Genomic DNA, 22,697 nt, shown 5'->3' on the forward strand with positions numbered 1-22,697 from the left:
TTGAACTCGGCCGTGAACTGCTGACGCTTGACCATGGAACACCTCCGGGACCATTGTCCCCGTTATCAGGTGTCCGAATTAGCCGGGCCACTCCAGCGTACCTATCTATGCGATAACGGAAGTGGATCTTTTTCACCGAATGCCAGTTTGACAGGCGGGGCAACTGCATCATTCTCTGAGACGCAGGAGAGCCCCGCGAAGCGGGGCTCTCTATTAGCTGGTGTTGTCTCTACGTCCGTCTAGTTCATTGTTAGACGATGCAGATGTTCGGGCCGCAGTAGGCTTGGTAATACCAATTCCCCCCTGCGCACTGCCAGAGGTGGTACCCGTTGAGCCCGTTCTCAGAGCCGTAGGTGTAGCCAGTCTGCCCATCGAACTCGCACTGCTCGAACGGCACTGCCGACGCGGTTCCAGCTGTCATCAGCAGTCCGAATCCAAGGGCTGCAGCAAACATTCCAATCTTCCGCTTCATTGCTGATCTCCGTTGAAGGAAGGTTGCCAGCTTCATTGACGGCGTCCGCGCTACAGAGCGGGGATGTCCTAGCGCCAGAGCGAGTCCTTGCCGGCATTTCCACAGTCGTTCGACAGCGCCTCATGGGGAGTAGGAAAAATCCGACTCGTGCGTAGGGATGCACCGGCCGGCGGCTGATCTGCGATATCGATACTGTGTCAGGCGAAAGTCGCTGCCTGATCAGGTCGTCGGGTAGTCCCCGATATCCGTTTTCGCTCATCGACTTAGGCCGCATTGAGCTCAAGCCTCGGGGCAATTGGTCGTCGGTTCAAATCCGGCTACCCCGACCAATAAACGCAACATCCGAACGGCCCGTGCGAAAGCGCGGGCCGTTCTGTTTGAGAGGCGTGTGCGATCGGGCTCAGGTCTGATCCAGCAGCGCGCGCGCCTCCTGGGTCAGGTCGATGTCGCCGTCTTCGGCCAGCACGGCGTAGCCGGCTTTGACGGCCCAATCGGTCTCTGATTCGGTAATGGGCGTCGTCGCGTCGATATCCCGCAGGATGCGTCGCTGGTCTTCGTTGATCGTCATGCGGGAGTCCCCTGAAGAGAAGGTCGCACCCTAGCGCTGCGGATGTCGGTGAGGCGTCTGCGCCATGCTCAGAGCGCCACCCGGTCACTCAACGCTGAACAGAACGCAGACGAACTTCGGCAAGCGATGCACATTGCGATCGGCGCTTCGTATGCTCGGCCTTCATCTTCTTGAACGGATCTGGCTGATGGACAAGCGACTCGGCGTCACGGCGCTCACCCTTGCACTTGCATCGCTGTGCGCGCTGGCACAGGCGCAGGACGCGCCGATTGCTGTGCCTGCCGCCGCAATCCAGGCCGAAACATCCGATGTCCGCGATATGGATACCGTCGTGGTCACTGGTGTGCAGCCAGGCCCGGGTCTGTGGCGCGTGCGTCGCGGGGAGAACACGCTCTACATTCTCGGCACCCAGTCGCCACTGCCCAAGGCCATCAGCTGGCGGTCGGACGAGGTCCGCGAGGTACTCGCCGACGCCGGCGTGGTGCTCGGCCCGCCCGGGGTGAGCATCGGCTCGGATATCGGCATGTTTCGCGGGCTGACGATGTTGCCCGCGGCCATGCGCGCCTCGCGGAACCCCGATGGCGCCACATTGGAGGAACTGCTGCCGGTGGAGGTGTACCAGCGATGGTCCGTGCTAAAAGCGCGCTATATCGGGCGTGACCGGGGCATCGAGCGCAAGCGGCCGGCAATCGCGGTCTACGAGCTGTATCGCGCTGCGCTCGACGCCAATGGTCTGCGCGAGGGGCGTGTGATCAGCCCCGTGCTCGACGAGGTTCTGAAAGCGCGCGGCATGACGCTGACTCCAACGATGCTCAAGGTCAAGGTCGACGATCCACGCGCAGCACTGGCCGACTTCCGCAAAGAGGGCCTGAAGCCCGAGGACGTGTCCTGCATGCGCGACACGCTGGATGTCATCGAGCGAGGACTGCCGCAGGTGGCTGCGCGCGCCAATGCCTGGGCCGTCGGGGATCTCGATGTGCTGCGGGCGACGGCCGGGCAGGGCAGTCAGGTGCGCGCCTGCATGTCCGCCCTCCTGCAGTCCGAAGCCGCACGCAAGCGGGGGCTCGACGGTCTAGAAGCGCAGGTGCGTGCGCATTGGCTGGCGGCCGCAGACGATGCGCTCGCCAAGCACCGCGTGTCGTTTGCGACGCTCTCGATCGACGATCTGTTGGGAACGGCTGGATATCTGGCGGCGTTACGGCCGCGGGTGGATACCGTGCTCGCGCCTGACGAAGCGGATGTGGTGGAGGATGAGGACGCGGCACGCTCAGGCGCCGCCACGCCTTGATCCATCCGCCGTGAGGCTGGCCGCTGCGCGGTCTGGGGGCCTCAGCCTGCGGCGGCCTGGGCACTCGCGGCAGGACGCGCTGCCAGGTCCGGCCAGCGACGCAGGACCGCGCTCTTGATGCCGTCCACGTCCAGTCCTGCTTCGGCGAGCAGATCCTCGCGGCTGGCGTGGTGCTGGAACGCATCCGGCAGGCCGAGGTGCAGCATCGGCATCGTGACGGCTTCGGCATTGAGCAGTTCGGCGACGCCCGAACCGGCGCCGCCGGCGATCACGTTGTCCTCCAGTGTCACGAAGCCCTCGTGGGTCTTCGCCAGTTCCAGCAGCAGCGTGCGATCGAGCGGGCGCACGAAGCGCATGTTGACCAGGGTGAGATCAAGTTCGTCGGCCACCACCTCGGCCGCCGGCACGATCGCGCCGAACGCCAGCAAGGCGATCCGCGCGCCGCGGCGTCGCAGTTCCGCCTTGCCGATCGGCATGGTCTCAAGCCGGGTGTCGATTGCGACACCGGGGCCGGTGCCACGCGGGTAACGCACCGCGGCCGGACCCTCATGGCGGAAGCCGGTCGTTAGCATCGTGCGGCATTCGTTCTCGTCGGCCGGCGCCATGACCACCATGTGCGGCACGCAGCGCAGGAAGCTCAGGTCGAGATTGCCGGCATGCGTGGCACCGTCCGGACCGACGACGCCGCCGCGATCGATCGCGAACAGGACGTCGAGCTTCTGCACCGCGACGTCGTGGATCAGCTGGTCGTAGGCGCGCTGCAGGAAGGTCGAATAGATCGCGACGACCGGCTTTGCGCCTTCGCAGGCCATGCCTGCGGCCAGCGTCACCGCATGCTGTTCGGCGATGGCGGTATCGAAATACCTCGCCGGATACTCCTTCGAGAAGCGCACCAGCCCCGAGCCTTCGCGCATAGCCGGGGTGATGCCGAGCAGCAACGGATCGGCCGCGGCCATGTCGCAGATCCAGCCGCCGAATACGTCGGTGTAGGTCGGTTTCTTCACACCACTCTTGGCGATCAGGCCCTTGACCGGATCGAACGGCGACACGGCGTGGTAGCCGATCTGGTCGCCCTCGGCCAGTTCGTAGCCCTTGCCCTTGGTGGTGATCACATGGAGCAGCTGCGGCCCCTTGAGACCCTGCAGCGTCTTCAGAGTGTCGACCAGCGCCTTGACGTCATGGCCGTCGATGGGGCCGGTGTAGTGGAAGCCCATTTCCTCGAACAGCGTGGACGGCACGAACATGCCCTTCCAGTGTTCCTCCCAGCGGCGCACGAACTTCGCGGTCGGGTTGTTCTTGTCGCCGAGCAGCCTCTTGCCGCCTTCGCGCAGCGCGTTGAGCGTGCGGTTGCCGGTCGCGCGGCCGAGCATCTTGGTCAGGCCGCCGACGGCTTCGCTAATCGACATGCGGTTGTCGTTGAGCACCACCAGCACGTCCGGCTCGGGCTCCATACCGCCAGCGTGGTTGAGCGCCTCGTAGACCATGCCGGCGGTCATCGCGCCGTCGCCGATCACCGCGACCACACGGCGGTCGTTGCCGGTCTGCGCGTTGGCGATCGCCATGCCCAGGGCGGCCGAGATCGAGGTCGACGAATGGCCCACGCCGAAGGTGTCGTATTCGGACTCCTCGCGCTTCGGGAACGGCGCGACGCCATCCTTCTGCTTGACGGTGTGGATACGGTCGCGGCGGCCGGTCAGGATCTTGTGTGGATAGGTCTGGTGACCAACGTCCCAGACGATCCGATCGTGCGGCGTGTCGTACATGTAATGCAGCACGGTCGTCAGCTCGATCACGCCGAGCCCGGCGCCGAAGTGGCCACCGCTCTTGCCGACGGATTCGATGAGATAAGCGCGCAGTTCGTCGGCGATCGCAGGCAGCTCGGCTTCGTCGAACTGGCGCAGGTCGGACGGCGCGTCGATGCGCGCAAGGCGCGGATATCGCGTGGAGTCGATCATCCCGCAATTGTACGCCGCGGCCCCATGACTGGCGTCATCGGCCTGTCATGCAACCGGGACTGCCAGCGGCCTTCAGCGACCGCGCAGGCGCGCGAAGAAGTTGCCCTGACGGGCCGGCGTCTCCGCCGGATCGGCCGGCTCAACGAACGGTTCGGCGTAGCCCGTGGCCAGATTCGCATTCACGAAGCGGATCACGTCTTCCTCCGCCAGCCCACTGGCGGCGACGATCTCGTCGAGGGTGGCCGGGCCCTTCATCATCGCCGTTGCAATCCGGAAATGTCGCGGATATTCCCGCTCGGTCTGGGGCCACTTGTTGAGTTGGAAGCGGGCGTCCAGATCGTGTGCGAACGTCAGCGTGGCAGTATCGGCGAGCAGGCCGCCCAGCCACACCAGTCGCAGCAACGGCTGCGGCGCGCCGGAGGCCTGCGCTTCGCGTGTCCAGGTTGCGTCATCGACTGACTCGAGTGCATCGCGCGCGATCGGCCCATCGAAGTACTGGCTCAAGGGTTTCAGCGTCGTGGGGCCGTGATACTGCTGCGCGTCGAAGTCGAGCCACAACGTCGGACCCGATTCCCGGCGATAGCGCCGCCGCCCGCGCAACACGCCGGCGCTGAGCCAGGTTGCCAGGGGCAGGGTGCGTTCGGGTTCAGGCTCCGGCGTCTGTGCGAGGTCGTCCTGCGAGCTGTCCGGCAGATGCGCCGCCTCCGCGTCGCGCATGGTCTCGACGGTATCCGTTGGAGGCGCGGTGGGGATGTCAGCGAGCTCTGGCAGCGGCGCAGTGGTGGTTTCAGCCCGCGGGATCTCGTGCGCTTGCTGCTCCTCCACCGCTGCCCCGGCATCGCTGTTGGCGGTTGCGGCGGGATTCGATGCCGGCGGCGCCTCTATATCCAGCGCGATCTCCTGGGTTGCCGCGATCTCGCGCAGCAGCGCAGCCATCGCGCGTTCGTCGAAGGGGCGCCCAAGCCGGAAATGGGTCTGTACCCGCGACGCCGAGGTCAATCCGACGATCTGTTTGCCCGCCGCGTGCAGGCGCAGCCAGCTCATCGGGCCGTACATGCTGTCCATGTCGACGATGACGTGTTCGGCATCGGGTTCGGCGACCAGCAGGAACGGTTCGCCAAGACGGGCGTTGGCGCCGGCGAATGCGGCGCGCAATGCGGTTTCGGTGGCGGTGTCCATTCCGCTCAGGGCGATGGTCAGGGGCATGCAGGCGATACCGGGCGACGCGGCGCGAGGCGCGTGATCGGTGAAGTGTATCGAGTGCCACGCATGCTGTGCAGCGCGCGCGATGCGCGATGCGCGGAATTCACCCGCGATCGCGGCGCGGCAGATGGGTGCTGAGGAAGGCCATCTGATCGGCGAGGATGTTGCGGTTGCTGAGGATCAGATGCTCGATCCAGCTCGGCCGGAACGGCACCGCCAGCAACGGCATCGAAGCCTCCTGCGGCGTACGCGCGCCCTTGCGAGAATTGCAGTGGAAGCACGCAGTGACCACGTTCTCCCAGATATCGAGGCCACCGCGCGACAGCGGTTCGACATGGTCGCGGGTCAGCGTCTGCCTGCCGGCGCGACGGCCGCAGTACAGGCACAACTGGTGGTCGCGGGCAAACAGCGAGGTATTGGTGAGTGCGGGCGTTGGATCGATCGCGCTCGGCCGGACATGGCTGCGACCGGCGATGATCGGGTGCAGATCCATCCGGCTCTGCTGGCCGGTCGCCCGGCACATGCCGCCGTGTACGGTCATGCAGGGATCGCCGAGCGTCCAGGCAACCGCGCCGCGCGCGTAGAGGCAGGCGGCGTCCTGCCAGCTGATCCAGTTCAGCGCGCGGCCGTGGGCGTCGAGTGCGAGCAGGCGGACTGCATCGCGACGTAGCGCGTGGCCAGAAAGTGTGGCGGAAACTCCGGAATCCAGCGCGTTTGCAGCGCCGGTGGGGATCAGGCGTGTGATCGCGCTGTCTGCCTCCATTGCGCCCGAGCATATACCTGATCGGTGACACTTTGTGCAACGAGCCGCGCGGCGAGACGCGCGGCTGTGATCGCGACGCGCACGCCGGATGTCAGCTGTCGAGGGCGTCGTCCGCTATCGACAACAGCGGGGCCGGACCACTCGCGATTGCGGCTGCGTGCGTCAGCGTGCGTGGCAGGAGACGACTGAAGTAGAACCGGGCCGTCTCGCGCTTGCCGGCCTTGAATGTCTCCGGACGCGAGGACGCATCGGCCACCGCCACGCTGCGTGCCCACCAGTAGGCCAGCGCCACGTAGCCGGAGAAGAACAGGTAGTCGTAGGCGGCTGCGCCGATCTCCTCGGGATCCGCGGTAGCGCGCTCGGCGATCGAACGCGTCAGCGCTTGCCATTCGCCCGCCTTCGCGCGCAGCGGTTCGATGAATTCCGCCAAGGCGGCATTGTTTGCGTGCTCGGCGCAGAAGCTTTCAATCATGCCAAGGAATACGCGCAGGCCGGCGCCTTGCAGTTGCAGGGTCTTGCGGCCCATCAGGTCCAGCGCCTGGATGCCGGTCGTGCCCTCGTAAAGCGTGGTGATGCGGGCGTCACGCGCCAACTGCTCGATGCCGTGCTCGGCGATGTAGCCGTGGCCACCGAAGCACTGCAGCGCGTGATAGGTGCATTCGTTGCCCCATTCGGTCAGGCAGCCCTTGACGATCGGTGTCAGGAAGCCGAGCAGGTCGTCGGCCTGCTTGCGCGCGGCATCGTCGGCGGCGAGCTCCGCGCTGTCGACCAACGAGCCGGCGTGATAGGCCAGCAGACGGCCGCCTTCGGTCAGTGCCTTGCAGGTCAGCAGCATGCGACGCACGTCGGGCTGCACGAGGATCGGATCGGCCGGCTTCGACGGCAGCTTCGCACCTGAGAGTGCACGCGACTGCAAACGCTCACGCGCATAGCGCAGCGCGTTCTCGTAGGCGCGCGTGGCAAGGCCCAGGCCCTGCACGCCGACGCCGAGGCGCGCGGTGTTCATCATCGTAAACATCGCCATCAGGCCCTTGTGCGGCTGGCCGATGAGGTAGCCCTGGGCGCCATCGAAATTCATCACGCAGGTCGCGGAGCCATGGATGCCCATCTTGTGTTCGACGGCGCCGCAGCGCACCGCGTTGCGTCCGCCAACGCTACCGTCGCGCGCAACCTGGATCTTCGGCACGATGAACAGCGAGATGCCCTTGCTGCCTGCAGGGGCGTCGGGGAGGCGCGCGAGCACCAAGTGGACGATGTTGTCGGTGAGGTCGTGCTCGCCGGCGGTGATGAAGATCTTGGTGCCGGTGATCGCATAGCTGCCGTCGTCGGCCGGCTCGGCGCGGGTCTTCAGCAGGCCGAGATCGGTGCCGCACTGCGGCTCGGTCAGGCACATGGTGCCGGTCCAGGTGCCGGCGATCAGCGGCTTTAGAAAGACTTCCTTCTGCCAGTCCTCGCCGTGGTGGCGCAGCGCGTTGACCGCGCCGTGCGAGAGCAGCGGGAAGTTGCTCCAGGCGAGGTTGGCCGCGTCGATCATTTCCTCGAGGCAGATGCCGATCGCATGCGGCATGTTCATGCCGCCGAATTCGGTCGGCGCGCTCATGCCCGTCCAGCCGCCTTCGACGAACTGGTCGTAGGCAGCCTTGAAGCCTTCGGGCGTCGTGACTGCACCAGTGGCCTTGTCGAAACGCACGCCCTGTTCGTCACCGCTGCGGTTGAGCGGCGCGAGCACCGTTTCACACAGCCGCGCGCATTCGTCGATCACGGCGTCGACGGTTTCGCGATTGGCGTCGTCGAAACCGAGCGACGCAAACAGGGGTTCGACCTGCAATACGTCGTGCAGGGCGAAGCGGATGTCGGTCAGCGGGGCGTGGTAGGTGCTCATGCGTCTGTCTCGCTTGTAGGCGTTTCGTTGCGTGGAAGGGGCGGCGTCAGCGCAGCACGCCGGGAAGCCCCGGTACCGGATTGAGACTGCTGTCGCGGCGTACGGTGTAAGCCCGTGCGCTGCCGCGGTCGTCTGGGGCGGCGCGGATGCTGCCCTCGAGGCGATACGCCAGCGAGCGGCCCGTGGCGAGCGCATCGGCCGCATGCAGACGGCCCTCGGCCGACGGTACGAGCGAAAGGCTCAGGATGTCGGGCGATTCGGGGCCGATGGTCAGCCCGGTCGTGTCTTCCAGCGTGCCAGCGTTGACACCATCAACGGTCAGCACGAACCGGATCGATTCGAAGCGCATCGGAATGCTGCTGTAGTTCTGCAGGCGCAGGTCCACCGACCAGTTGCCGTCAGCGCCCACGCTCAGTTGCTGGATGCTCGCGGCAGGCTCGGATACGCGACGCTGGCCCGTCACACAGGCGGCGAGGGCGCTGGCCATCAGCAGGATCGTCAGCAGTTTCCACGGTTTCATGCGCGGCGCTCCAGTTGCGGTGGAGGCCGATGTTAGCGCGTCGCCGGTCGCAAACGGCTGCGTGCAACCGCGCTGCAGCCAGGGCGCTGCACGGGTTTTCGCAAAACGGTTGCCGTCCGCGCGCCTGCCCCGTATCATGCGCCTCCCGCAGTGGCCGGGTAGCTCAGTTGGTAGAGCAGGGGATTGAAAATCCCCGTGTCGGGGGTTCGATTCCCTCCCCGGCCACCATAGATTCAAGCAAAAGCCCGCAGACATGCGGGCTTTTTGCGTTCTCGGCGCTGATAACGTGATGCGGGCGTCGCCTATCCGCGCCGTCTTGCGTGACGATGTTGGGATGCATGCCGCGGCCGTCCGCTCCGCGGAGCACTCTGCCGAGCAGTCCCAGGCACATGCAACCGGCGCGCAGCGGCCTCTCCGCGCAACGGCCCCATGTGGTTGCTTACTTCCCAGCGCGAAAAACGTGCTGTGTCACCGCAGACTCGTGGTCACGATAGGCTGGCAGTTCCGTCTGCTCCACCGGCGTTATCGGAGCGGATGTACGCCGCGCACTGCGCGACGTTTCTGGAACCGGCTAGGTCTCGACCCGTCTTGCGGCACAGCAGGGCCGGCGTTCCGCCGGCCCCGCGCAGCACTCAGCAGCAGCCGTGGTCGCCGTGGCGCGTGCCGCTGTCGGCCACCACCGCTGCGCCGGTGGTCTCGCCGCGCTGACCGGCATGGTGATGCTCGGTGATCACGCGTGCAACGCAGCTGGTGACGCGCTTGCCCATCTCGATGTGCAGGAACTCGTTGGGGCCGTGTGCATTGGAGTGCGGGCCGAGCACGCCGGTGATCATGAACTGCGCGCCGGGGAACTTCTCGCCGAGCATGCCCATGAACGGGATCGAGCCGCCTTCGCCCATGTACATCGCTGGCTTGTCGAAGAACGCGTGGCTGGCATCGTCGATCGCCTTCGCAAGCCATGGCGACATCGCCGGTGCATTCCAGCCGGTCGCGGCCTTCTCCAGGACCAGCGTGACCGTCGCGCCATTTGGCGGATCGGCCAGAAGCACCTCCTCCAGCAGGGCGCCGGCACGCTTGCCGTCGACGGTGGGCGGCAGACGCAGCGACAGCTTCACCGCCGTATGCGGGCGCAGGACGTTGCCGGCCGACTGCAGCGACGGAATGCCGTCGACGCCGGTCACCGAGAGCGCCGGACGCCAGGTGCGGTTGAGCACCAGTTCCGACAGATCTTCGGAAACCTGCCCATCCGCATTCTTCGGGAACATGGGTTGGAGCGCGCCGGCCAGCGGGAACTTGTCGTAGACCGCGGTATCGAGCACCTCGGCTGCGCGGCGCGCCTGCTCGAGGCGCTCGGCAGGTATGTCGGCATGCAGCCCGTCGACTAGGATGCGGCCGGTCGCCTCGTCCTCGATCCGTGACAACAGCTGGCGCAGCAGCCGGAAGCTCGACGGCACTACGCCGGACGCATCGCCCGAGTGCACCCCTTCGTCGAGCACCTTGACCGTCAGATTGCCGCCGGCGAGGCCGCGCAGCGAGGTCGTGCACCACAGCTGGTCGTAATTGCCACAGCCCGAGTCCAGACACACCACCAGCGAAGGTTTGCCGATGCGATCGGCGAGGTGGTCGACGTAGGCCGGCAGATCGTAGCTGCCCGATTCTTCGCAGGCCTCGATCAACACCACGCATCGGGCATGCGGCAGGCCCTGCTCGTGTAGTGCCAGGATCGCGGTCAGTGAGCCGTAGATCGCGTAGCCGTCGTCGGCGCCACCGCGGCCGTACAACTTGCCGTCGCGCAGCACCGGCTTCCATGGGCCGAGATCATCGTCCCAACCCGTCATCTCCGGTTGCTTGTCGAGATGCCCGTAAAGCAGCACGCAGTCATCATTGCTGCCGCCGTTGGCAGCGGGAATCTCGATGAAGATCAGAGGGGTGCGGCCTTCGAGGCGGACCACCTCCAGCACCATGCCGGGAATGGACTGGGCCTGCGCCCAGGTCGACATCAGTTCGACCGCGCGCTCCATGTGGCCGTTGGCGACCCAGTCGGCATCGAACATCGGCGATTTGTTCGGAATCCGGATGTATTCGACAAGCTGGGGAACGATTTCGTCCTCCCATTTGGCGCCAACGAATCGGTCGGTCTGGCTGCTGTCCATTCGGGTATCCAGTGTGCGTAAACCCCAATTCTATCGCGGAGCGCTGCGTAGGAAATTTCCTACACGCGCTCGGGCGTTCGGCTGGCTACGGTCTAGCGAGGCCGCGGATATTCTGGCTCCGTGGTGTTGGGAAGACTGGCAGTACCGGCAAGGACGAATGAATCGCCAGTCGGGAATGGATTCCACCCAATACCAAGGAGTTAGGACATGAAGTCGATCCGGGGCGTGCTGGCGTCGCTGTGCCTTTCGCTGCTGTTGGCGGGCACTGCATTCGCAAACGAGAGCGTCGATAAGGTCAACATCAACACTGCCGATGCAGCCACGCTGGCACGCGTGTTGCACAACGTGGGGCAGGCCAAGGCGGAAGCCATCGTGGCCTACAGGGATGAAAACGGGCCGTTCCGAAGCGCCGAGCAACTGGCGCAGGTGAAGGGCATCGGGCTGCGGACCGTGGAGCAGAACGTCGATCGCATCGATGTCGGCGCCACCGGATCGCAGGCAGGGGCGACACGAGCGGCGACGCCGCCCGCCGCAGCCGGTAACAAGGGGGCAGCGCAACTGCGCTGACTTCACTCCATCGCTGGGGTCTGCACAGGACGCGCAGGCATCAAGCGAGGAGCAGGAGGCTCCACGGGACCGGCAGGATGCCGTTACAGGGACGTAATCGTCGCCCGCCTCGCATTGGATGCGATGCGGGCGATCTTTTTTTTGGGCGATGGCAGTCCGAGTTGAAGCCCGAGGTGTTCACCACGCCATTGCGCCTGCACGGCGCGCGGGGCTTCGCTCGCTCGCGACGCACTGTGAGTGCGAAGGGCGGAGCGGACATCCGTTCACTGAGGCCAGCAAGCCCGGGCACGCAGGACTCCCGGCGCCGCGGACTGGACGCTGAAAAGTGTGACGCTTGTAGTGACCAAGTGCCCAGCGGCGTGCCGCCTCACCTGATGGAATACGTTTGCCCCATCAGCCGGTTCCGGGCGGCTCGCCCAAAGTCCCAGGCCAGCGTTCTAGACTTGGGGTATGAGCGCCCAGTCGTCCGGCCAATTCTCATCCATCCAGCGGATCGATGCGCACGAGGCACGGCGTCTTCGCTGGCGCAATGATCTGGGATGGACGCGGGAGATCCACGCCGAACCGGGCGCCGAGGCGGGCGTTTGGACCTGGCGTCTGTCGATCGCCAAGATCGAGCAGCCTGCGGCATTTTCCCGGTTTGAAGGGGTCGAGCGGGAGCTGATGCTGCTTGCCGGCGATGGGCTGACGTTGCGCTTCGACGACGGGCAGGTCTCGGACCTGCAGCCGCCGCATGCGCGGCTGCGTTTTGCGGGCGAGCGCGCTTTACGTGGAGAGCCAGCAGGCCCGGCGGTGAGCGCGCTGAACCTGATGTGGCATCCGGGCGACGTGGTGGCGTCGACCTGGCACCGCCCCCTGGTCGGCACGATGGTCGTGTTCGTGGATCCCGGTGATTGCTGGATGGTGCACCTGCTCGCGGGGCAGGCGCGTCTCGCCGGTATGCACATGCGGCCACTCGAACGCGGCGACACCCTGCTGCTCCGGGCGCCCGGTGGCCGTTGTCGTCATGTACTCGATGGCGGCGGGGAAGTGCTGCTGGCCCGGTTCCAGCGCGCGGCGCCCGCGGCCTGAGCCGCAGCGCACATAAGACGCCATCGCGGCAGCAGAAACGCCCGCTCCGGATCGACGGAGCGGGCGCATCGTCCTCGAGGCTTTATCCCGATGCCGAGCGAGGCACGGGATACAGCCACTTGGAGCCGGACGCTTTAGAACCGGACGTTGACGCTCAGCCAGAGGCCGCGCGCCTTGTCCTTGTTGTTGTAGTGGTCGTAATAGAGGATCTCGTCGGTGCCGTCGAAGCCCGGAGTGCCATCGAGTTCGCGGAACTCGGTGTCGTAGGTAGTGAAGTCACGATCGAGGAGGTTGTTGATGCGCCCGTTGAAGGTGACCGACTCGTTGAGCTTGAACGACGCGCCGAGGTGCAGCACCTCGTAGTCCTTGTACGTCAGCACCTCCCCGGTGATGGCATGCAGGCCGCGATAGCGCTTGGACCGGGCTTCCGCGGTCAAGAACAGGTTGAAACGCTCGCTCGCCTGCCAGTCCAGCGTGGCGTTGGCCATGTGGCGCGCGCTGTTGCCGAGCGGGAGACCTGCCTCGCTGCCGCTCTTCTGCTCGCTGTCGGTGAAGGTGTAGTTCGCGCGCAAGCCGAATGCCTCGCTGATCTGCCAGCGACCAGCGACTTCGGCGCCCTGGATCACCACCTCGTCGATGTTGACCGTCCTGCTGCTCGACGCGTAGCCGATGTCGGCGAACTCGCCGGCGCTGGTACAGGTGAGGGTGGTGCCCGGACCACAGGACTGGGACGCGATCTTGTCGTCGAAGCTGTTGTGGAACAGGGTCAGGTTGAAGTTGTGGCCGTCCGGGCTCTGCCAGTAGACCGCCAGCTCGGTGCTGGTGCTGGTTTCCGGCTGCAGATCCGGGTTGCCGAACATCGGCAGCGTGCCCTGTGCACCGAACCCGATGACACCGTCATAGAGCTGGGTGGTCTTGGGCGTCTTGAAGCCGGTGCTCACGCCGCCCTTGATCGTCCACTGCGGGCTCACGGTGTAGACGCCGTACAGCCGCGGGCTCAGGTGATTGCCGAAGATCTCGTGATCGTCCCAGCGCAGACCGGCGGTCAGTGCGAACGGCTCGGTGATGTACCAGGTGTCCTCGGCGAACAGCGAGTACATATTGTGTTCCTGCTTCAGGCCCGGCGTGCCGCTTTCGATGCCGAAGATGCCGTCGGTCAGTTCGCCCTGGATCACCTGCGTGCCGAGCACGGCGGTGTGCTCACCGGCCAGCTGGAACGGGATGTCGAGCTTGGCGTCGAGCGTGTACTGCGCGCTTTCGAGCGTGCGCTTGGGGCGCGGCAGGAACGTGGATTCCGCGAGATCGCGACGCTCGGCGAGAGACAGTCCCGCGTAGGCGCCGGTGCCGTCGATCATCCGCAGCAGTTCGGCGCGCTCGTCCACAGTGAAGGGCATCGTGCGGCCGTCGTTGTTGGTCGCCACGTGCGACAGCGAGACGAAGCTGTTGCCGAACCCCCAGCGGCCTTCGTGGGTCAGCGACCACGCGTCGCGAGTAAATTCCTGAACCGCGCCGTAGCCGACCCGGGGATTGGCACGTCGCGCCCAGGTGCCACCGTTGGCGCGGCAGGCGTTGGCATTGGCGCCGGCGGCGCCTAAGCAGAAGTTGCCGGCGGTGAAGATGCTGTTGATGTTGTCGACCGTGCCGACGGGGTATTCCTCGACGCCCTGGTCGTTGATCTTGATCGCGTTGTCGTACTCCTGGCGCGAGGTGTCGTAGTCCAGCGTCAGGCTCTGGTTCTCGGTCGGCATCCAGGCCAGCGTGATGCCGCCTGCCTTGTTGGTGTTGTCGACGGTCTTGCCGCCGCCGCCGAAGCCGAGCGGTCGCGTGCGTTCCACACCATCAGGGTCGGTGATAGGCGCGTAGACCGGATTCGATGCGTCGCGGTCGTACCAGCTGGCACGCGCGCTGAGGTTCAGCACGCCCGGCACTAGCGGGCCGGTGACGAAGGCATCGACCGTGGTGTCGTCACCGAATTCGCTGTCCTCGAACGAGCGGCTCACCGTCGACGAGCCATGCCAGGCATCGAGCACCTTCTTGGTGATGATGTTGATGACGCCCCCCATCGCGTCCGCGCCGTAGAGCGTGGACGCGGGACCGCGGATGACCTCGATGCGTTCGATCGCGTCCAGCGGTGGAATGTGGTTGAACTGGTTGCCGCCGAAGTTGTTCGGATAGATGTCGCCGTGGTTGTTCTGGCGCTTGCCGTCCACGAGGATCAGCGTGTAGTCCGAGCCCATGCCGCGCATCGAGATCGACCCCTGGCCGGTCTTGTCGCGCGTCTCGCCGACGTCGATGCCCTCGATGTCGCGCACCGCGTCCAGCAGCGTCATGTACGGACGCTTGGTCAGGTCTTCCTGGGTGATGACGCTGATGCTCGCGGGCGCGTCGGTGAGCTTCTGTTCGAAGCCGGCGGCGGTGACGACGATGGTGTCGAAGTCGGTGGCCGACGCCGCCGGGGCACTGTCGGCAAGCGCGGGCGCGGACAACAGGCCCAGCAGGGCGATGGCGAGCGGGCGACGGATCGGGAAACGGGTCATGGAGGTCTCGTTGGACGGAGTCGAAGCGCGGCGTGGCGTCGGCTGGCCGGTGTGGAAATGCAAGGGCGTGTGACCAGCCGCGCGATGCCGCGCGCCGGTTGCGCGAAGATCGGTCGGCACGCCGGCGGGGCCGGCGGACGGTTTCAGCGGGGCGGCGCCCGTCCGCGATGCTGGCGACCGCGGGATGCTGTGGGGCGCCGTGATGTTCGGACAAGGCGTGGGCGATGCGCATGCGGGCGCGATCGACGTGGGGAAGCAGGCAGCGCGGAAACGCCTGCGAGCGAAGTGGGCGCCTCGGTCGGCGTCGCGGATCGGTGCGCGGCCCGCGTCGTGCGCGCGATCGACAGGACTTCAGGGACAACCGGTACTTCGCCGCCCTGTTCAAGGGCTGGGGTCTGAGGCACCGCCTCGGTGGACAGCGTGGCGGCCACTGCAGCCGGCCCCAGCGTGGCGGCCCAGACCATCACGCACAGCAGCGCGGCCGTTGTGCCACGCAACGTTCCTGCCGCGCGCAGGCGCGCGGCGAACTGTGCGATCGATGGTCGAATGCCCTGCGGCACGTGGATCCCCCGGCAGGCCGAATGCCCGCCGAATAATCTTAACCGAGAATGATTCTCGACATCAAAGGATAACGATTCCTTTTGCGGTCAGGCCGCGCTGTCGGGCGTGTCAGTCGCGGTCGTCGCGCGTCCAGACACCGCCGTGCTCGACCTTGGTCGGAAACTTCGCCACCGGTTCATAGGCCGGTGCACACAGGGCACGGCCATCGCGTACGTCGAACTTCGCACCATGCAGTACGCATTCGATCGTGCCGGTTGCCGCATCGAATGCGCCGCCACTCGAAAGACCGAAGTCCTCGTGGCTGCACTGGTCTTCGAGCGCGTACAGCGCGCCGTCGAGGTTGAAGACGATGATCGGCACGCTGGTGATCTCGTCGAAGGTGGTGCGCATCTCACCTGGCAACAGCTCGGCAGTGGCGCAGACGAAGGTCCAGGTCTCGCTCATGGTGCAACTCCAAAAGTCTTCTCCAGTACCTCGAAGCGCAGGTCTTCGCGGCGCGGAATGCCGAAGCGGGTGTCGCCGTAGGGAAACGGCTTGTGCACGCCGGTGCGGCGGTAGCCACGGCGCACATAGAAGGCGATCAGCGCATCACGCACGTCGATGACGGCCATGCGCAGGCCGGGCAGGCGCCATTCGTCGCGGGCGATGCGCTCGCATTCGCGCAGCAGGGCGTCACCGGTGCCGCGGCCCTGCAGCGTGGGGTCGACCGCGAACATGCCGAAGTAGCCGAAGCCATCCTCGATCGCGACGTGCGCGCAGGCGAGTGGGCGACCGTCTGCGCCATCGATCACGACGACGCGGCTGTCGGGACGGACGATGTCGCGCGCCAGTACATCGGGATCGATCCGCGCGCCATCGAGCAGGTCGGCTTCCGTGGTCCAGCCGCTACGGCTGGATTCGCCGCGGTACGCGGACGTCACCAGGTTGACGAGGGCGGGGACATCGAGAGGCGAAGCGGTGCGGAACACGGGAGCGGACATGGCGGCGGTAGAAGTCGTGACGCCTGCATTATCCCGCGCTGGCTACGCGACTGCGCGCGCGGAGTCATGGTGGCGGCTTCTCAGGCTGCGTTGCAGGTGCGCAGGCGCCGCGTCACGCCAGCAGCGTGCGCACCTTGCGCAGCGCGGCGACGAAGGCGTCGACTTCGTCGTGCGTGTTGTAGAACGCGGGCGACGCGCGGCAGGTGGCGGCGACGCCGTAGAACTGCAGCAGCGGATGCGCGCAGTGCTGGCCGGAGCGGATCGCCACGCCTTCGAGATCCAGCAGCGTGGCGAGATCGTGCGCGTGCGCGCCTTCGATCAGGAACGCCACGACTGCGGCCTTGTCCGGCGCTGTGCCGAAGATGCGCAGGCCGTCGATCTCCTGCAGCGATTCGGTCAGGTGCGCGAGCAGTTCGGCCTCGCGGCATTCGACATGGTCCATGCCGAGCCGGTCGAGATAGTCGACCGCGGCGCCGAGTCCGACGAAGCCGGCGATGTTCGGCGTGCCGGCTTCGAAGCGATGCGGCGGGTCGTTGTAGACCGTCTTCTCGAAGCTGACTTCCTTGATCATCTCGCCGCCGCCGAGGAACGGCGGCATGGCCTGCAGATGCTCGCGGCGCGCCCACAGCGCGCCGGTACCGGTCGGGCCACACATCTTGTGGCCGGTGAAGGCGTAGAAATCGCAGCCGAGCGCGGCGACATCGACGCGGCGATGCGGCACGGCCTGGGAGCCGTCGATGACCGTGACGATGCCGCGCTTGCGCGCGTCGCGGCAGATCTCGCGGACCGGGCTCACGGTGCCGAGCACATTGGACACGTGGGCCAGCGCGAGCAGTTTGACGTCGGGCGTCATCGCGCGGCGCAGCGCGTCGAGATCGAGCGTGCCGTCCTCGAGAATCTCGGCCACGCGCACGCTCGCACCGGTACGCTCGGCGACGAGCTGCCAGGGCACGATGTTGGCGTGATGCTCCATGCGCGAGACGAGGATCGTGTCGCCGGCCTTCAGCCGCGGCAGCGCCCACGACCAGGCGACCAGATTGATCGCGAACGTCGTGCCGCTGCACAGGACCAGTTCATCGCTGCGCACATTGAGGAACCGCGCGAGCTTCGTGCGCGTGCCTTCATAGGCCTCGGTCGCCTCTGTACCGAGCTGGTGCACGGCGCGGCTGACGTTGGCGTTCTGCCGCCGGTAAAACCCGTCGACGGCTTCGATCACCGATGCCGGCTTCTGGCCGGTGTTCGCGTTATCGAAATAGACCAGCGGCTTGCCGTGGACCTCGCGCAGCAACAGCGGAAAGTCCGCACGCACCGCGGCCCAGTCGACGCTGCCGTCGTGCGCGACCGGCGCGCTGGGCGCATCGAACGGCGGCGTCAGCGGTGGCAGGGTGGCGCTCATACGAGCGCGAGCCCCGACAGCACGCGATCGAGGCCGGCCTCGGCGTGTGCACGCAGGGCGGGATCGGTGATCGTCGACAGCGGCTCGCGCACGAACGCGGCGGTCAGCAGGCGCTGGGCGTCCGGGGCCGGCAGTCCGCGCGAACGTAGATAGAACAAGGCCCCCGGATCGAGCTGGCCGACGGTCGCGCCATGCGCGGCCTGCACCTCGTCGGCGTGGATCACCAGCACCGGCTGGGTGTTGATCTCGGCCGTGGGCGACAGCAGCAGGTTCTTGTTCGACAGGCGGGCGTCGGTACCGTCGGCGCCGGCATCGATGGTGATGCCGCCATGGAACACGACGCGACCGCGCTGGTCGCCGATCCCCCGCCACTTGAGTTCACAGGCGGTGTTCTTCGCTATGTGGCGGATGCCCAGACGCGTATCGACGTGCGCGCGGCCGCCGGCCAGCAGCACACCGTTTGCGGTCAGACGCGCGTCGTCGCCGAGCAGGCGCACATCGAGTTCGTGACGCGACAGCGCGCCGCCGGCCTCGACATCGACGCGGGTGTAGACCGATGCGGTCTGCAGTTCGGCATCGGTACGCAGGAAGCTGGTCGCGCCATTGCCGCGGTGCTGCAGGCGGACGTGGTGCAGCTCGGCGCGGTCGGCGACACGCACCGAGATCACGGTGTTGTCGAGATGGCGGTGCGCCCCGGCGTCGAGGTGATGCTCGACCAGGGTCAGCGACGCGCCTTCGCCGAGCGTGATGTGGTGGCGCAGATGCCAGGCGAGGTCGCCCTCGGCAGGCGCGCCGACGAACACCAGATGCACGGGCGTCTCGACGCGGGCACCGGCCTCGATGGAGATCGACGCGCCGTCACGGGCGAGTGCGCCGTTGAGGCGGGCGAACACGGCGTCGTCGCGATTGTCGATCTGGGGCAGCGTGCCGGCATCGGCGAGCGTGCCGATCGACAGGCCGGCGACGGTGGCGCCCGCATCGGACAGCGCTGCGGACAGGCGACCGTTGACGAAGACCAGGCGCGGCGCGGGAATCGCGGCCAGCAGATCCGCATCGACGGCAGTATCGGCCTGCGGCACGACGAAGCTGCGACGCTCCAGTGCGCGCAGCGAGGTGTACTTCCAGGCTTCGCTGCGCGGGCCGGGCAGGCCGGTCACGAGCGTTGCGTCGAGGGCCGCGCGACGTGCGGCGTCGCCCTCGAATCCGGCGGCGAGAGAGTCGAGCAGGGCGCTCATCAGAGCCCGCCCCCGGCTTGAACGGGGGCAGTGATCTCCGGCGCAACGCGGTCCTTGATCCAGGTGTAGCCCTTCTCTTCGAGCTGCAGCGCGAGCTCCGGACCCCCGGTCTGCACGATGCGGCCGTCGGCCAGCACGTGCACGACGTCGGGCTTGATGTAGTCGAGCAGGCGCTGGTAGTGCGTGATCACGATGAAGGCGCGCTCACTCGAACGCAGCGCGTTGACGCCGTCGGCGACGTTCTTCAGCGCGTCGATGTCGAGGCCCGAGTCGGTCTCGTCGAGGATCGCCAGCTTCGGCTCCAGCACGGCCAGCTGGAAGATCTCGTTGCGCTTCTTCTCGCCGCCCGAGAAACCCTCGTTGACGCCGCGATGCAGCAGGCGATCGTCGAGGTGCAGCACAGCCAGTTTCTCGCGCACCAGCTTGAGGAACTGCATCGAATCGAGTTCTTCCTCACCGCGCGCCTTGCGCTGCGCGTTGAGTGCGCTGCGCAGGAAGTAGGTGTTGTTCACGCCCGGAATCTCGACCGGATACTGGAACGCCAGAAACACGCCTGCCGCGGCGCGCTCTTCGGGTTCGAGCGCCAGCAGGTCCTGGCCTTGGAGCGCGACCGTGCCGTCGGTGACCTCGTATCCGTCGCGACCGGCGAGCAGGTTGCCCAACGTCGACTTGCCGGCGCCGTTGGGCCCCATGATCGCGTGGACTTCGCCCGGCTTCACGTGCAGCGAAAGGCCCTTGAGGATTTCGCGCTCGTTGATGGAGGCGTGGAGGTTGTCGATATTGAGCATGGGTGTCGAAATTCGAAAAAGAGAAAGAGAAAGAGAACCGGCGCGATAACGCTGCGTCGAAGAACGTGTGCATTTGCCGGCCCCGTGGGCCGGCCGCGGCGTCAGCCGACCGAGCCTTCCAGCGACACGTCGAGCAGCTTCTTGGCCTCGACGGCGAACTCCATCGGCAGTTCGCGGAAGACCTGCTTGCAGAAGCCGTCGACGATCAGGCTGACCGCGTCTTCTTCGCTGATGCCGCGCGTGCGGCAATAGAACAGCTGGTCGTCGCTGATCTTCGAGGTGGTGGCCTCGTGCTCGACGGTCGCACCGGGATGCTTGACCTCGATATACGGGAACGTGTGCGCGCCGCACTGCTTGCCGATCAGCAGCGAATCGCACTGGGTGTAGTTGCGCGCACCCTCGGCGCCCGCGCCGATCTTGACCAGGCCGCGATAGGTGTTCTGCCCGCGACCGGCGCTGATGCCCTTGCTGACGATTTTCGACTTGGTGCGCTTGCCGACGTGGATCATCTTGGTGCCGGTGTCGGCCTGCTGACGATGATGGGTCAGCGCGACCGAGTGGAACTCGCCGCTCGAGTCGTCGCCGAGCAGCACGCAGGACGGGTATTTCCAGGTGATCGCAGAACCGGTTTCGACCTGGGCCCAGACCACGCGGCTGCGGTCGCCGCGACATTCCGCGCGCTTGGTCACGAAGTTGTAGATGCCGCCCTTGCCGTTCTCGTCGCCGGGATACCAGTTCTGCACCGTCGAATACTTGATCTCGGCGTCTTCCAGTGCGACCAGCTCGACGACCGCCGCATGCAGCTGGTTCTCGTCGCGCATCGGCGCGGTGCAGCCTTCGAGGTAGGACACGTAGGCCTTGTCCTCGCAGATGATCAGCGTGCGCTCGAACTGGCCGGTGTGGCCGGCATTGATACGGAAGTAGGTGGAGAGTTCCATCGGGCAACGCACGCCCTTGGGAATGAACACGAAGCTGCCATCGGAGAACACGGCCGAGTTCAGCGCGGCAAAATAGTTGTCGCCGACCGGCACCACGCTGCCCAGATACTGCTTCACCAGCTCCGGATGATCGGCGATCGCCTCGGACATCGAGCAGAAGATCACGCCCTTCTCGGCGAGCTCCTTCTTGAACGTCGTACCGACCGAAACCGAATCGAACACCGCGTCGACGGCGACGCCGGCGAGCCTGGCGCGCTCATGCAGCGGCACGCCGAGCTTGTCGTAGGTGTCGAGCAGCTCCTGCGGCACGTCGTCGAGCGAGGCGTACTTGGCCTTGGGCGCGGAGTAGTAGCTGACCGACTGGAAATCGATCGGCGCGATCGACAGCTTGGCCCAGTGCGGCACCGGCATGGTCAGCCAGTGGCGGTAAGCCGCCAGGCGCCATTCGGTCATCCACTCGGGCTCTTCCTTCTTCGCCGACAACGCGCGGACGACGTCCTCATCAAGACCGGGCGGAAAGCTGTCGGACTCGATGTCGGTGATGAAGCCGGCGTCGTAGCGACGGCCGAGCTGCTCGTGGATTTCTGCGTTCGCAATCGGTTCTGCGATGTCGGTGGCCATGGGGGCTGCCTACTGTCTATGCGGAAGCGAGGCGGGCGTCGATACGCTTCGCGTCGGCTTCGGTGGAAAGGGGGGTGGCGCGCGCATCGCCGAGCATCTGCGCCAGCGTCACGCTGCGCAGCGCATTGGCGACGACGTCGTTGATGCGCAACCAGTTGGTGCGCACGCCGCATTTGGCGGAAATGCCGCACTGGCCGTCGTGCAGGCTGCACTCGGTCATCGCCAGCGGACCTTCCATGGCTTCGATGATCTCGACCAGGCTGATCGCCGTTGCCGGACGCGCCAACCGGTAGCCGCCGTTGGTGCCGCGAAAACCCTCGACAAGACCGGCCTGTGCCAGCGGCTTGAGCAGCTTACTGACCGTCGGTGACTCGAGCCCGGCCTGGTCCGCCAGGTCGGCCGCACTCATGACCGTCTCCGGCCGTGCGGCCAGCACGGTCAGTACAACGGTGGCGTAATCGGTGAGCTTGGTGACACGGAGCATTGCGGGCGGGGGCGACCGGACGAGCGTCGTAGGAAAGCGGACCAAAATTGTACGCTTTTGGGTCCGACAGCTCAATGAGACCGGCGGCCTGCGTTCATCGCATCAAGTGGCGGGAGACGCGTGCACGCTGGCGGGTCGCCGGCTTGTTGGCCACAATGCGGACTCACTCCGCCGTGGAATCCGCAATGCCCAAGCCGCCGAAGAAGCCCAAGACGCCGAAGAAGATCGAGGCGCGTCTGTCGAGCATCCACGGCAATGGCGTGTTCGCGACCGAGGCCATCGCCAAGGGCGAGCGGATTGTCCGTTACAAGGGGCGGCTGCGGACGCACGACGAGGTCGATGCGGCGTATGGCGACGTGGACGAAGACGGTCACACGTTCCTGTTCACCCTCAATGACGAGTACGTCATCGACGCCAACGAGGACGGCAACATCGCGCGCTGGATCAACCACAGCTGCGCGCCGAACTGCGAGGCGGTGGTGCAGGAGGATCCGAAGGACCGCCGGCACAAGGACAAGGTCTTCATCGAAGCGACGCGCGCCATCGCGGCGGGCGAGGAACTGGCCTACAACTACGGCATCACCCTCGCCGAGCGGCACACGCCGAAGCTCAAGAAGCTCTGGGGCTGTCGGTGTGGTTCGAAGAAGTGCACGGGCACGATGCTGCAGCCCAAGAAATAATGTCGTCTTCCGCGTAGCGGAGGATCCCTATGCCC

General features: G+C 66.2%; 20 protein-coding genes and 1 tRNA gene. 5 read left to right on the forward strand and 16 right to left on the reverse strand.

Annotated elements, in window-relative coordinates:
• Positions 1-250: 250 nt before the first annotated feature.
• Both J2X52_RS15445 and J2X52_RS15450 read right to left on the reverse strand, forming a co-directional pair.
• Positions 251-472, reverse strand: a complete 222-nt coding sequence (locus J2X52_RS15445) for a hypothetical protein (protein ID WP_310155335.1) — start codon at positions 470-472, stop codon at positions 251-253.
• 400 nt (positions 473-872) lie between these two features.
• On the reverse strand, positions 873-1,040 hold the full coding sequence (locus J2X52_RS15450) for a hypothetical protein (RefSeq protein WP_310155336.1): 168 nt from the start codon (positions 1,038-1,040) through the stop codon (positions 873-875).
• Between the two features lie 64 nt (positions 1,041-1,104).
• On the opposite strand from J2X52_RS15450, the gene J2X52_RS15455 reads away from it, so the two are divergent.
• Complete coding sequence (locus J2X52_RS15455; RefSeq protein WP_310155339.1) at positions 1,105-2,328, forward strand: TraB/GumN family protein; 1,224 nt, start codon at positions 1,105-1,107, stop codon at positions 2,326-2,328.
• A gap of 41 nt (positions 2,329-2,369) precedes the next feature.
• Here J2X52_RS15455 and dxs read toward each other — a convergent pair whose 3' ends face one another.
• From dxs to J2X52_RS15480, 5 genes are all read right to left on the reverse strand, one after another.
• Positions 2,370-4,283 (reverse strand): 1-deoxy-D-xylulose-5-phosphate synthase, encoded by a 1,914-nt coding sequence (gene dxs, locus J2X52_RS15460; protein ID WP_310155341.1) that lies wholly within the window; start codon positions 4,281-4,283, stop codon positions 2,370-2,372.
• 72 nt (positions 4,284-4,355) lie between these two features.
• Positions 4,356-5,489 (reverse strand): hypothetical protein, encoded by a 1,134-nt coding sequence (locus J2X52_RS15465; RefSeq protein WP_310155343.1) that lies wholly within the window; start codon positions 5,487-5,489, stop codon positions 4,356-4,358.
• A 100-nt stretch (positions 5,490-5,589) separates the two neighbouring features.
• Positions 5,590-6,249, reverse strand: a complete 660-nt coding sequence (locus J2X52_RS15470) for an HNH endonuclease (protein ID WP_310155344.1) — start codon at positions 6,247-6,249, stop codon at positions 5,590-5,592.
• 91 nt (positions 6,250-6,340) lie between these two features.
• Positions 6,341-8,131, reverse strand: coding sequence for an acyl-CoA dehydrogenase C-terminal domain-containing protein (locus J2X52_RS15475; protein WP_310155346.1), 1,791 nt, complete (start codon positions 8,129-8,131; stop codon positions 6,341-6,343).
• A 46-nt stretch (positions 8,132-8,177) separates the two neighbouring features.
• The gene (locus J2X52_RS15480) at positions 8,178-8,651 is read right to left on the reverse strand and encodes a hypothetical protein (RefSeq protein WP_310155348.1); all 474 of its coding nucleotides are present in this window, start codon (positions 8,649-8,651) and stop codon (positions 8,178-8,180) included.
• A gap of 152 nt (positions 8,652-8,803) precedes the next feature.
• Here J2X52_RS15480 and J2X52_RS15485 point away from each other — a divergent pair.
• Positions 8,804-8,879, forward strand: a tRNA-Phe gene (locus J2X52_RS15485).
• 404 nt (positions 8,880-9,283) lie between these two features.
• Here J2X52_RS15485 and J2X52_RS15490 read toward each other — a convergent pair.
• Positions 9,284-10,804: a M20 family metallopeptidase gene (locus tag J2X52_RS15490; RefSeq protein ID WP_310155352.1), complete on the reverse strand. Its 1,521-nt coding sequence runs from the start codon at positions 10,802-10,804 to the stop codon at positions 9,284-9,286.
• 207 nt (positions 10,805-11,011) lie between these two features.
• Between J2X52_RS15490 and J2X52_RS15495 the strand changes: the two genes are divergently transcribed.
• Together J2X52_RS15495 and J2X52_RS15500 are read left to right on the forward strand one after the other, a co-directional pair.
• Positions 11,012-11,371, forward strand: a complete 360-nt coding sequence (locus J2X52_RS15495) for a ComEA family DNA-binding protein (RefSeq protein WP_310155354.1) — start codon at positions 11,012-11,014, stop codon at positions 11,369-11,371.
• A 450-nt stretch (positions 11,372-11,821) separates the two neighbouring features.
• Positions 11,822-12,442, forward strand: a complete 621-nt coding sequence (locus J2X52_RS15500) for a HutD family protein (RefSeq protein WP_310155356.1) — start codon at positions 11,822-11,824, stop codon at positions 12,440-12,442.
• A gap of 134 nt (positions 12,443-12,576) precedes the next feature.
• Here the strand turns inward: J2X52_RS15500 and J2X52_RS15505 are convergent, their stop codons facing one another.
• The 8 genes from J2X52_RS15505 to J2X52_RS15540 form a co-directional block, all read right to left on the reverse strand.
• Positions 12,577-14,979: a TonB-dependent receptor gene (locus J2X52_RS15505; protein ID WP_310155357.1), complete on the reverse strand. Its 2,403-nt coding sequence runs from the start codon at positions 14,977-14,979 to the stop codon at positions 12,577-12,579.
• A 669-nt stretch (positions 14,980-15,648) separates the two neighbouring features.
• On the reverse strand, positions 15,649-15,984 hold the full coding sequence (locus tag J2X52_RS15510; RefSeq protein WP_310155359.1) for a non-heme iron oxygenase ferredoxin subunit: 336 nt from the start codon (positions 15,982-15,984) through the stop codon (positions 15,649-15,651).
• Positions 15,981-16,520 (reverse strand): GNAT family N-acetyltransferase, encoded by a 540-nt coding sequence (locus J2X52_RS15515; protein ID WP_310155362.1) that lies wholly within the window; start codon positions 16,518-16,520, stop codon positions 15,981-15,983. Before J2X52_RS15515 ends, J2X52_RS15510 begins: the two co-directional genes overlap by 4 nt.
• A gap of 112 nt (positions 16,521-16,632) precedes the next feature.
• Complete coding sequence (locus tag J2X52_RS15520; RefSeq protein WP_310155365.1) at positions 16,633-17,916, reverse strand: cysteine desulfurase; 1,284 nt, start codon at positions 17,914-17,916, stop codon at positions 16,633-16,635.
• Entirely contained in the window at positions 17,913-19,151 is a 1,239-nt protein-coding gene (sufD, locus tag J2X52_RS15525; protein WP_310155367.1) for a Fe-S cluster assembly protein SufD, read from the reverse strand. The genes J2X52_RS15520 and sufD overlap by 4 nt, the downstream gene beginning before the upstream one ends.
• The gene (sufC, locus tag J2X52_RS15530) at positions 19,151-19,939 is read right to left on the reverse strand and encodes a Fe-S cluster assembly ATPase SufC (RefSeq protein WP_310155371.1); all 789 of its coding nucleotides are present in this window, start codon (positions 19,937-19,939) and stop codon (positions 19,151-19,153) included. Before sufC ends, sufD begins: the two co-directional genes overlap by 1 nt.
• 101 nt (positions 19,940-20,040) lie before the next feature.
• Complete coding sequence (gene sufB / locus J2X52_RS15535; protein ID WP_310155375.1) at positions 20,041-21,498, reverse strand: Fe-S cluster assembly protein SufB; 1,458 nt, start codon at positions 21,496-21,498, stop codon at positions 20,041-20,043.
• 16 nt (positions 21,499-21,514) lie between these two features.
• Complete coding sequence (locus tag J2X52_RS15540) at positions 21,515-21,982, reverse strand: SUF system Fe-S cluster assembly regulator (RefSeq protein WP_310155378.1); 468 nt, start codon at positions 21,980-21,982, stop codon at positions 21,515-21,517.
• A gap of 185 nt (positions 21,983-22,167) precedes the next feature.
• On the opposite strand from J2X52_RS15540, the gene J2X52_RS15545 reads away from it, so the two are divergent.
• On the forward strand, positions 22,168-22,662 hold the full coding sequence (locus J2X52_RS15545) for an SET domain-containing protein-lysine N-methyltransferase (protein ID WP_310155381.1): 495 nt from the start codon (positions 22,168-22,170) through the stop codon (positions 22,660-22,662).
• The last annotated feature ends 35 nt before the right edge of the window (positions 22,663-22,697 follow it).

It is taken from the genome of Luteimonas sp. 3794 (genome assembly GCF_031456825.1).
Taxonomy (GTDB): Bacteria; Pseudomonadota; Gammaproteobacteria; order Xanthomonadales; family Xanthomonadaceae; genus Luteimonas.

Bases quoted from the DNA above. Each gene is read 5' to 3' on its own strand.
- J2X52_RS15445 (WP_310155335.1), bottom strand. From the start codon at position 472: ATGAAGCGGAAGATTGGAATGTTTGCTGCAGCCCTTGGATTCGGACTG.
- dxs (WP_310155341.1), bottom strand. From the start codon at position 4,283: ATGATCGACTCCACGCGATATCCGCGCCTTGCGCGCATCGACGCGCCG.
- J2X52_RS15515 (WP_310155362.1), bottom strand. From the start codon at position 16,520: ATGTCCGCTCCCGTGTTCCGCACCGCTTCGCCTCTCGATGTCCCCGCC.
- J2X52_RS15495 (WP_310155354.1), top strand. From the start codon at position 11,012: ATGAAGTCGATCCGGGGCGTGCTGGCGTCGCTGTGCCTTTCGCTGCTG.
- sufC (WP_310155371.1), bottom strand. From the start codon at position 19,939: ATGCTCAATATCGACAACCTCCACGCCTCCATCAACGAGCGCGAAATC.
- J2X52_RS15545 (WP_310155381.1), top strand. From the start codon at position 22,168: ATGCCCAAGCCGCCGAAGAAGCCCAAGACGCCGAAGAAGATCGAGGCG.
- J2X52_RS15465 (WP_310155343.1), bottom strand. From the start codon at position 5,489: ATGCCCCTGACCATCGCCCTGAGCGGAATGGACACCGCCACCGAAACC.
- J2X52_RS15470 (WP_310155344.1), bottom strand. From the start codon at position 6,249: ATGGAGGCAGACAGCGCGATCACACGCCTGATCCCCACCGGCGCTGCA.
- J2X52_RS15500 (WP_310155356.1), top strand. From the start codon at position 11,822: ATGAGCGCCCAGTCGTCCGGCCAATTCTCATCCATCCAGCGGATCGAT.
- J2X52_RS15505 (WP_310155357.1), bottom strand. From the start codon at position 14,979: ATGACCCGTTTCCCGATCCGTCGCCCGCTCGCCATCGCCCTGCTGGGC.
- J2X52_RS15510 (WP_310155359.1), bottom strand. From the start codon at position 15,984: ATGAGCGAGACCTGGACCTTCGTCTGCGCCACTGCCGAGCTGTTGCCA.
- sufD (WP_310155367.1), bottom strand. From the start codon at position 19,151: ATGAGCGCCCTGCTCGACTCTCTCGCCGCCGGATTCGAGGGCGACGCC.
- J2X52_RS15540 (WP_310155378.1), bottom strand. From the start codon at position 21,982: ATGCTCCGTGTCACCAAGCTCACCGATTACGCCACCGTTGTACTGACC.
- J2X52_RS15455 (WP_310155339.1), top strand. From the start codon at position 1,105: ATGCTCAGAGCGCCACCCGGTCACTCAACGCTGAACAGAACGCAGACG.
- sufB (WP_310155375.1), bottom strand. From the start codon at position 21,498: ATGGCCACCGACATCGCAGAACCGATTGCGAACGCAGAAATCCACGAG.
- J2X52_RS15480 (WP_310155348.1), bottom strand. From the start codon at position 8,651: ATGAAACCGTGGAAACTGCTGACGATCCTGCTGATGGCCAGCGCCCTC.
- J2X52_RS15475 (WP_310155346.1), bottom strand. From the start codon at position 8,131: ATGAGCACCTACCACGCCCCGCTGACCGACATCCGCTTCGCCCTGCAC.
- J2X52_RS15490 (WP_310155352.1), bottom strand. From the start codon at position 10,804: ATGGACAGCAGCCAGACCGACCGATTCGTTGGCGCCAAATGGGAGGAC.
- J2X52_RS15520 (WP_310155365.1), bottom strand. From the start codon at position 17,916: ATGAGCGCCACCCTGCCACCGCTGACGCCGCCGTTCGATGCGCCCAGC.
- J2X52_RS15450 (WP_310155336.1), bottom strand. From the start codon at position 1,040: ATGACGATCAACGAAGACCAGCGACGCATCCTGCGGGATATCGACGCG.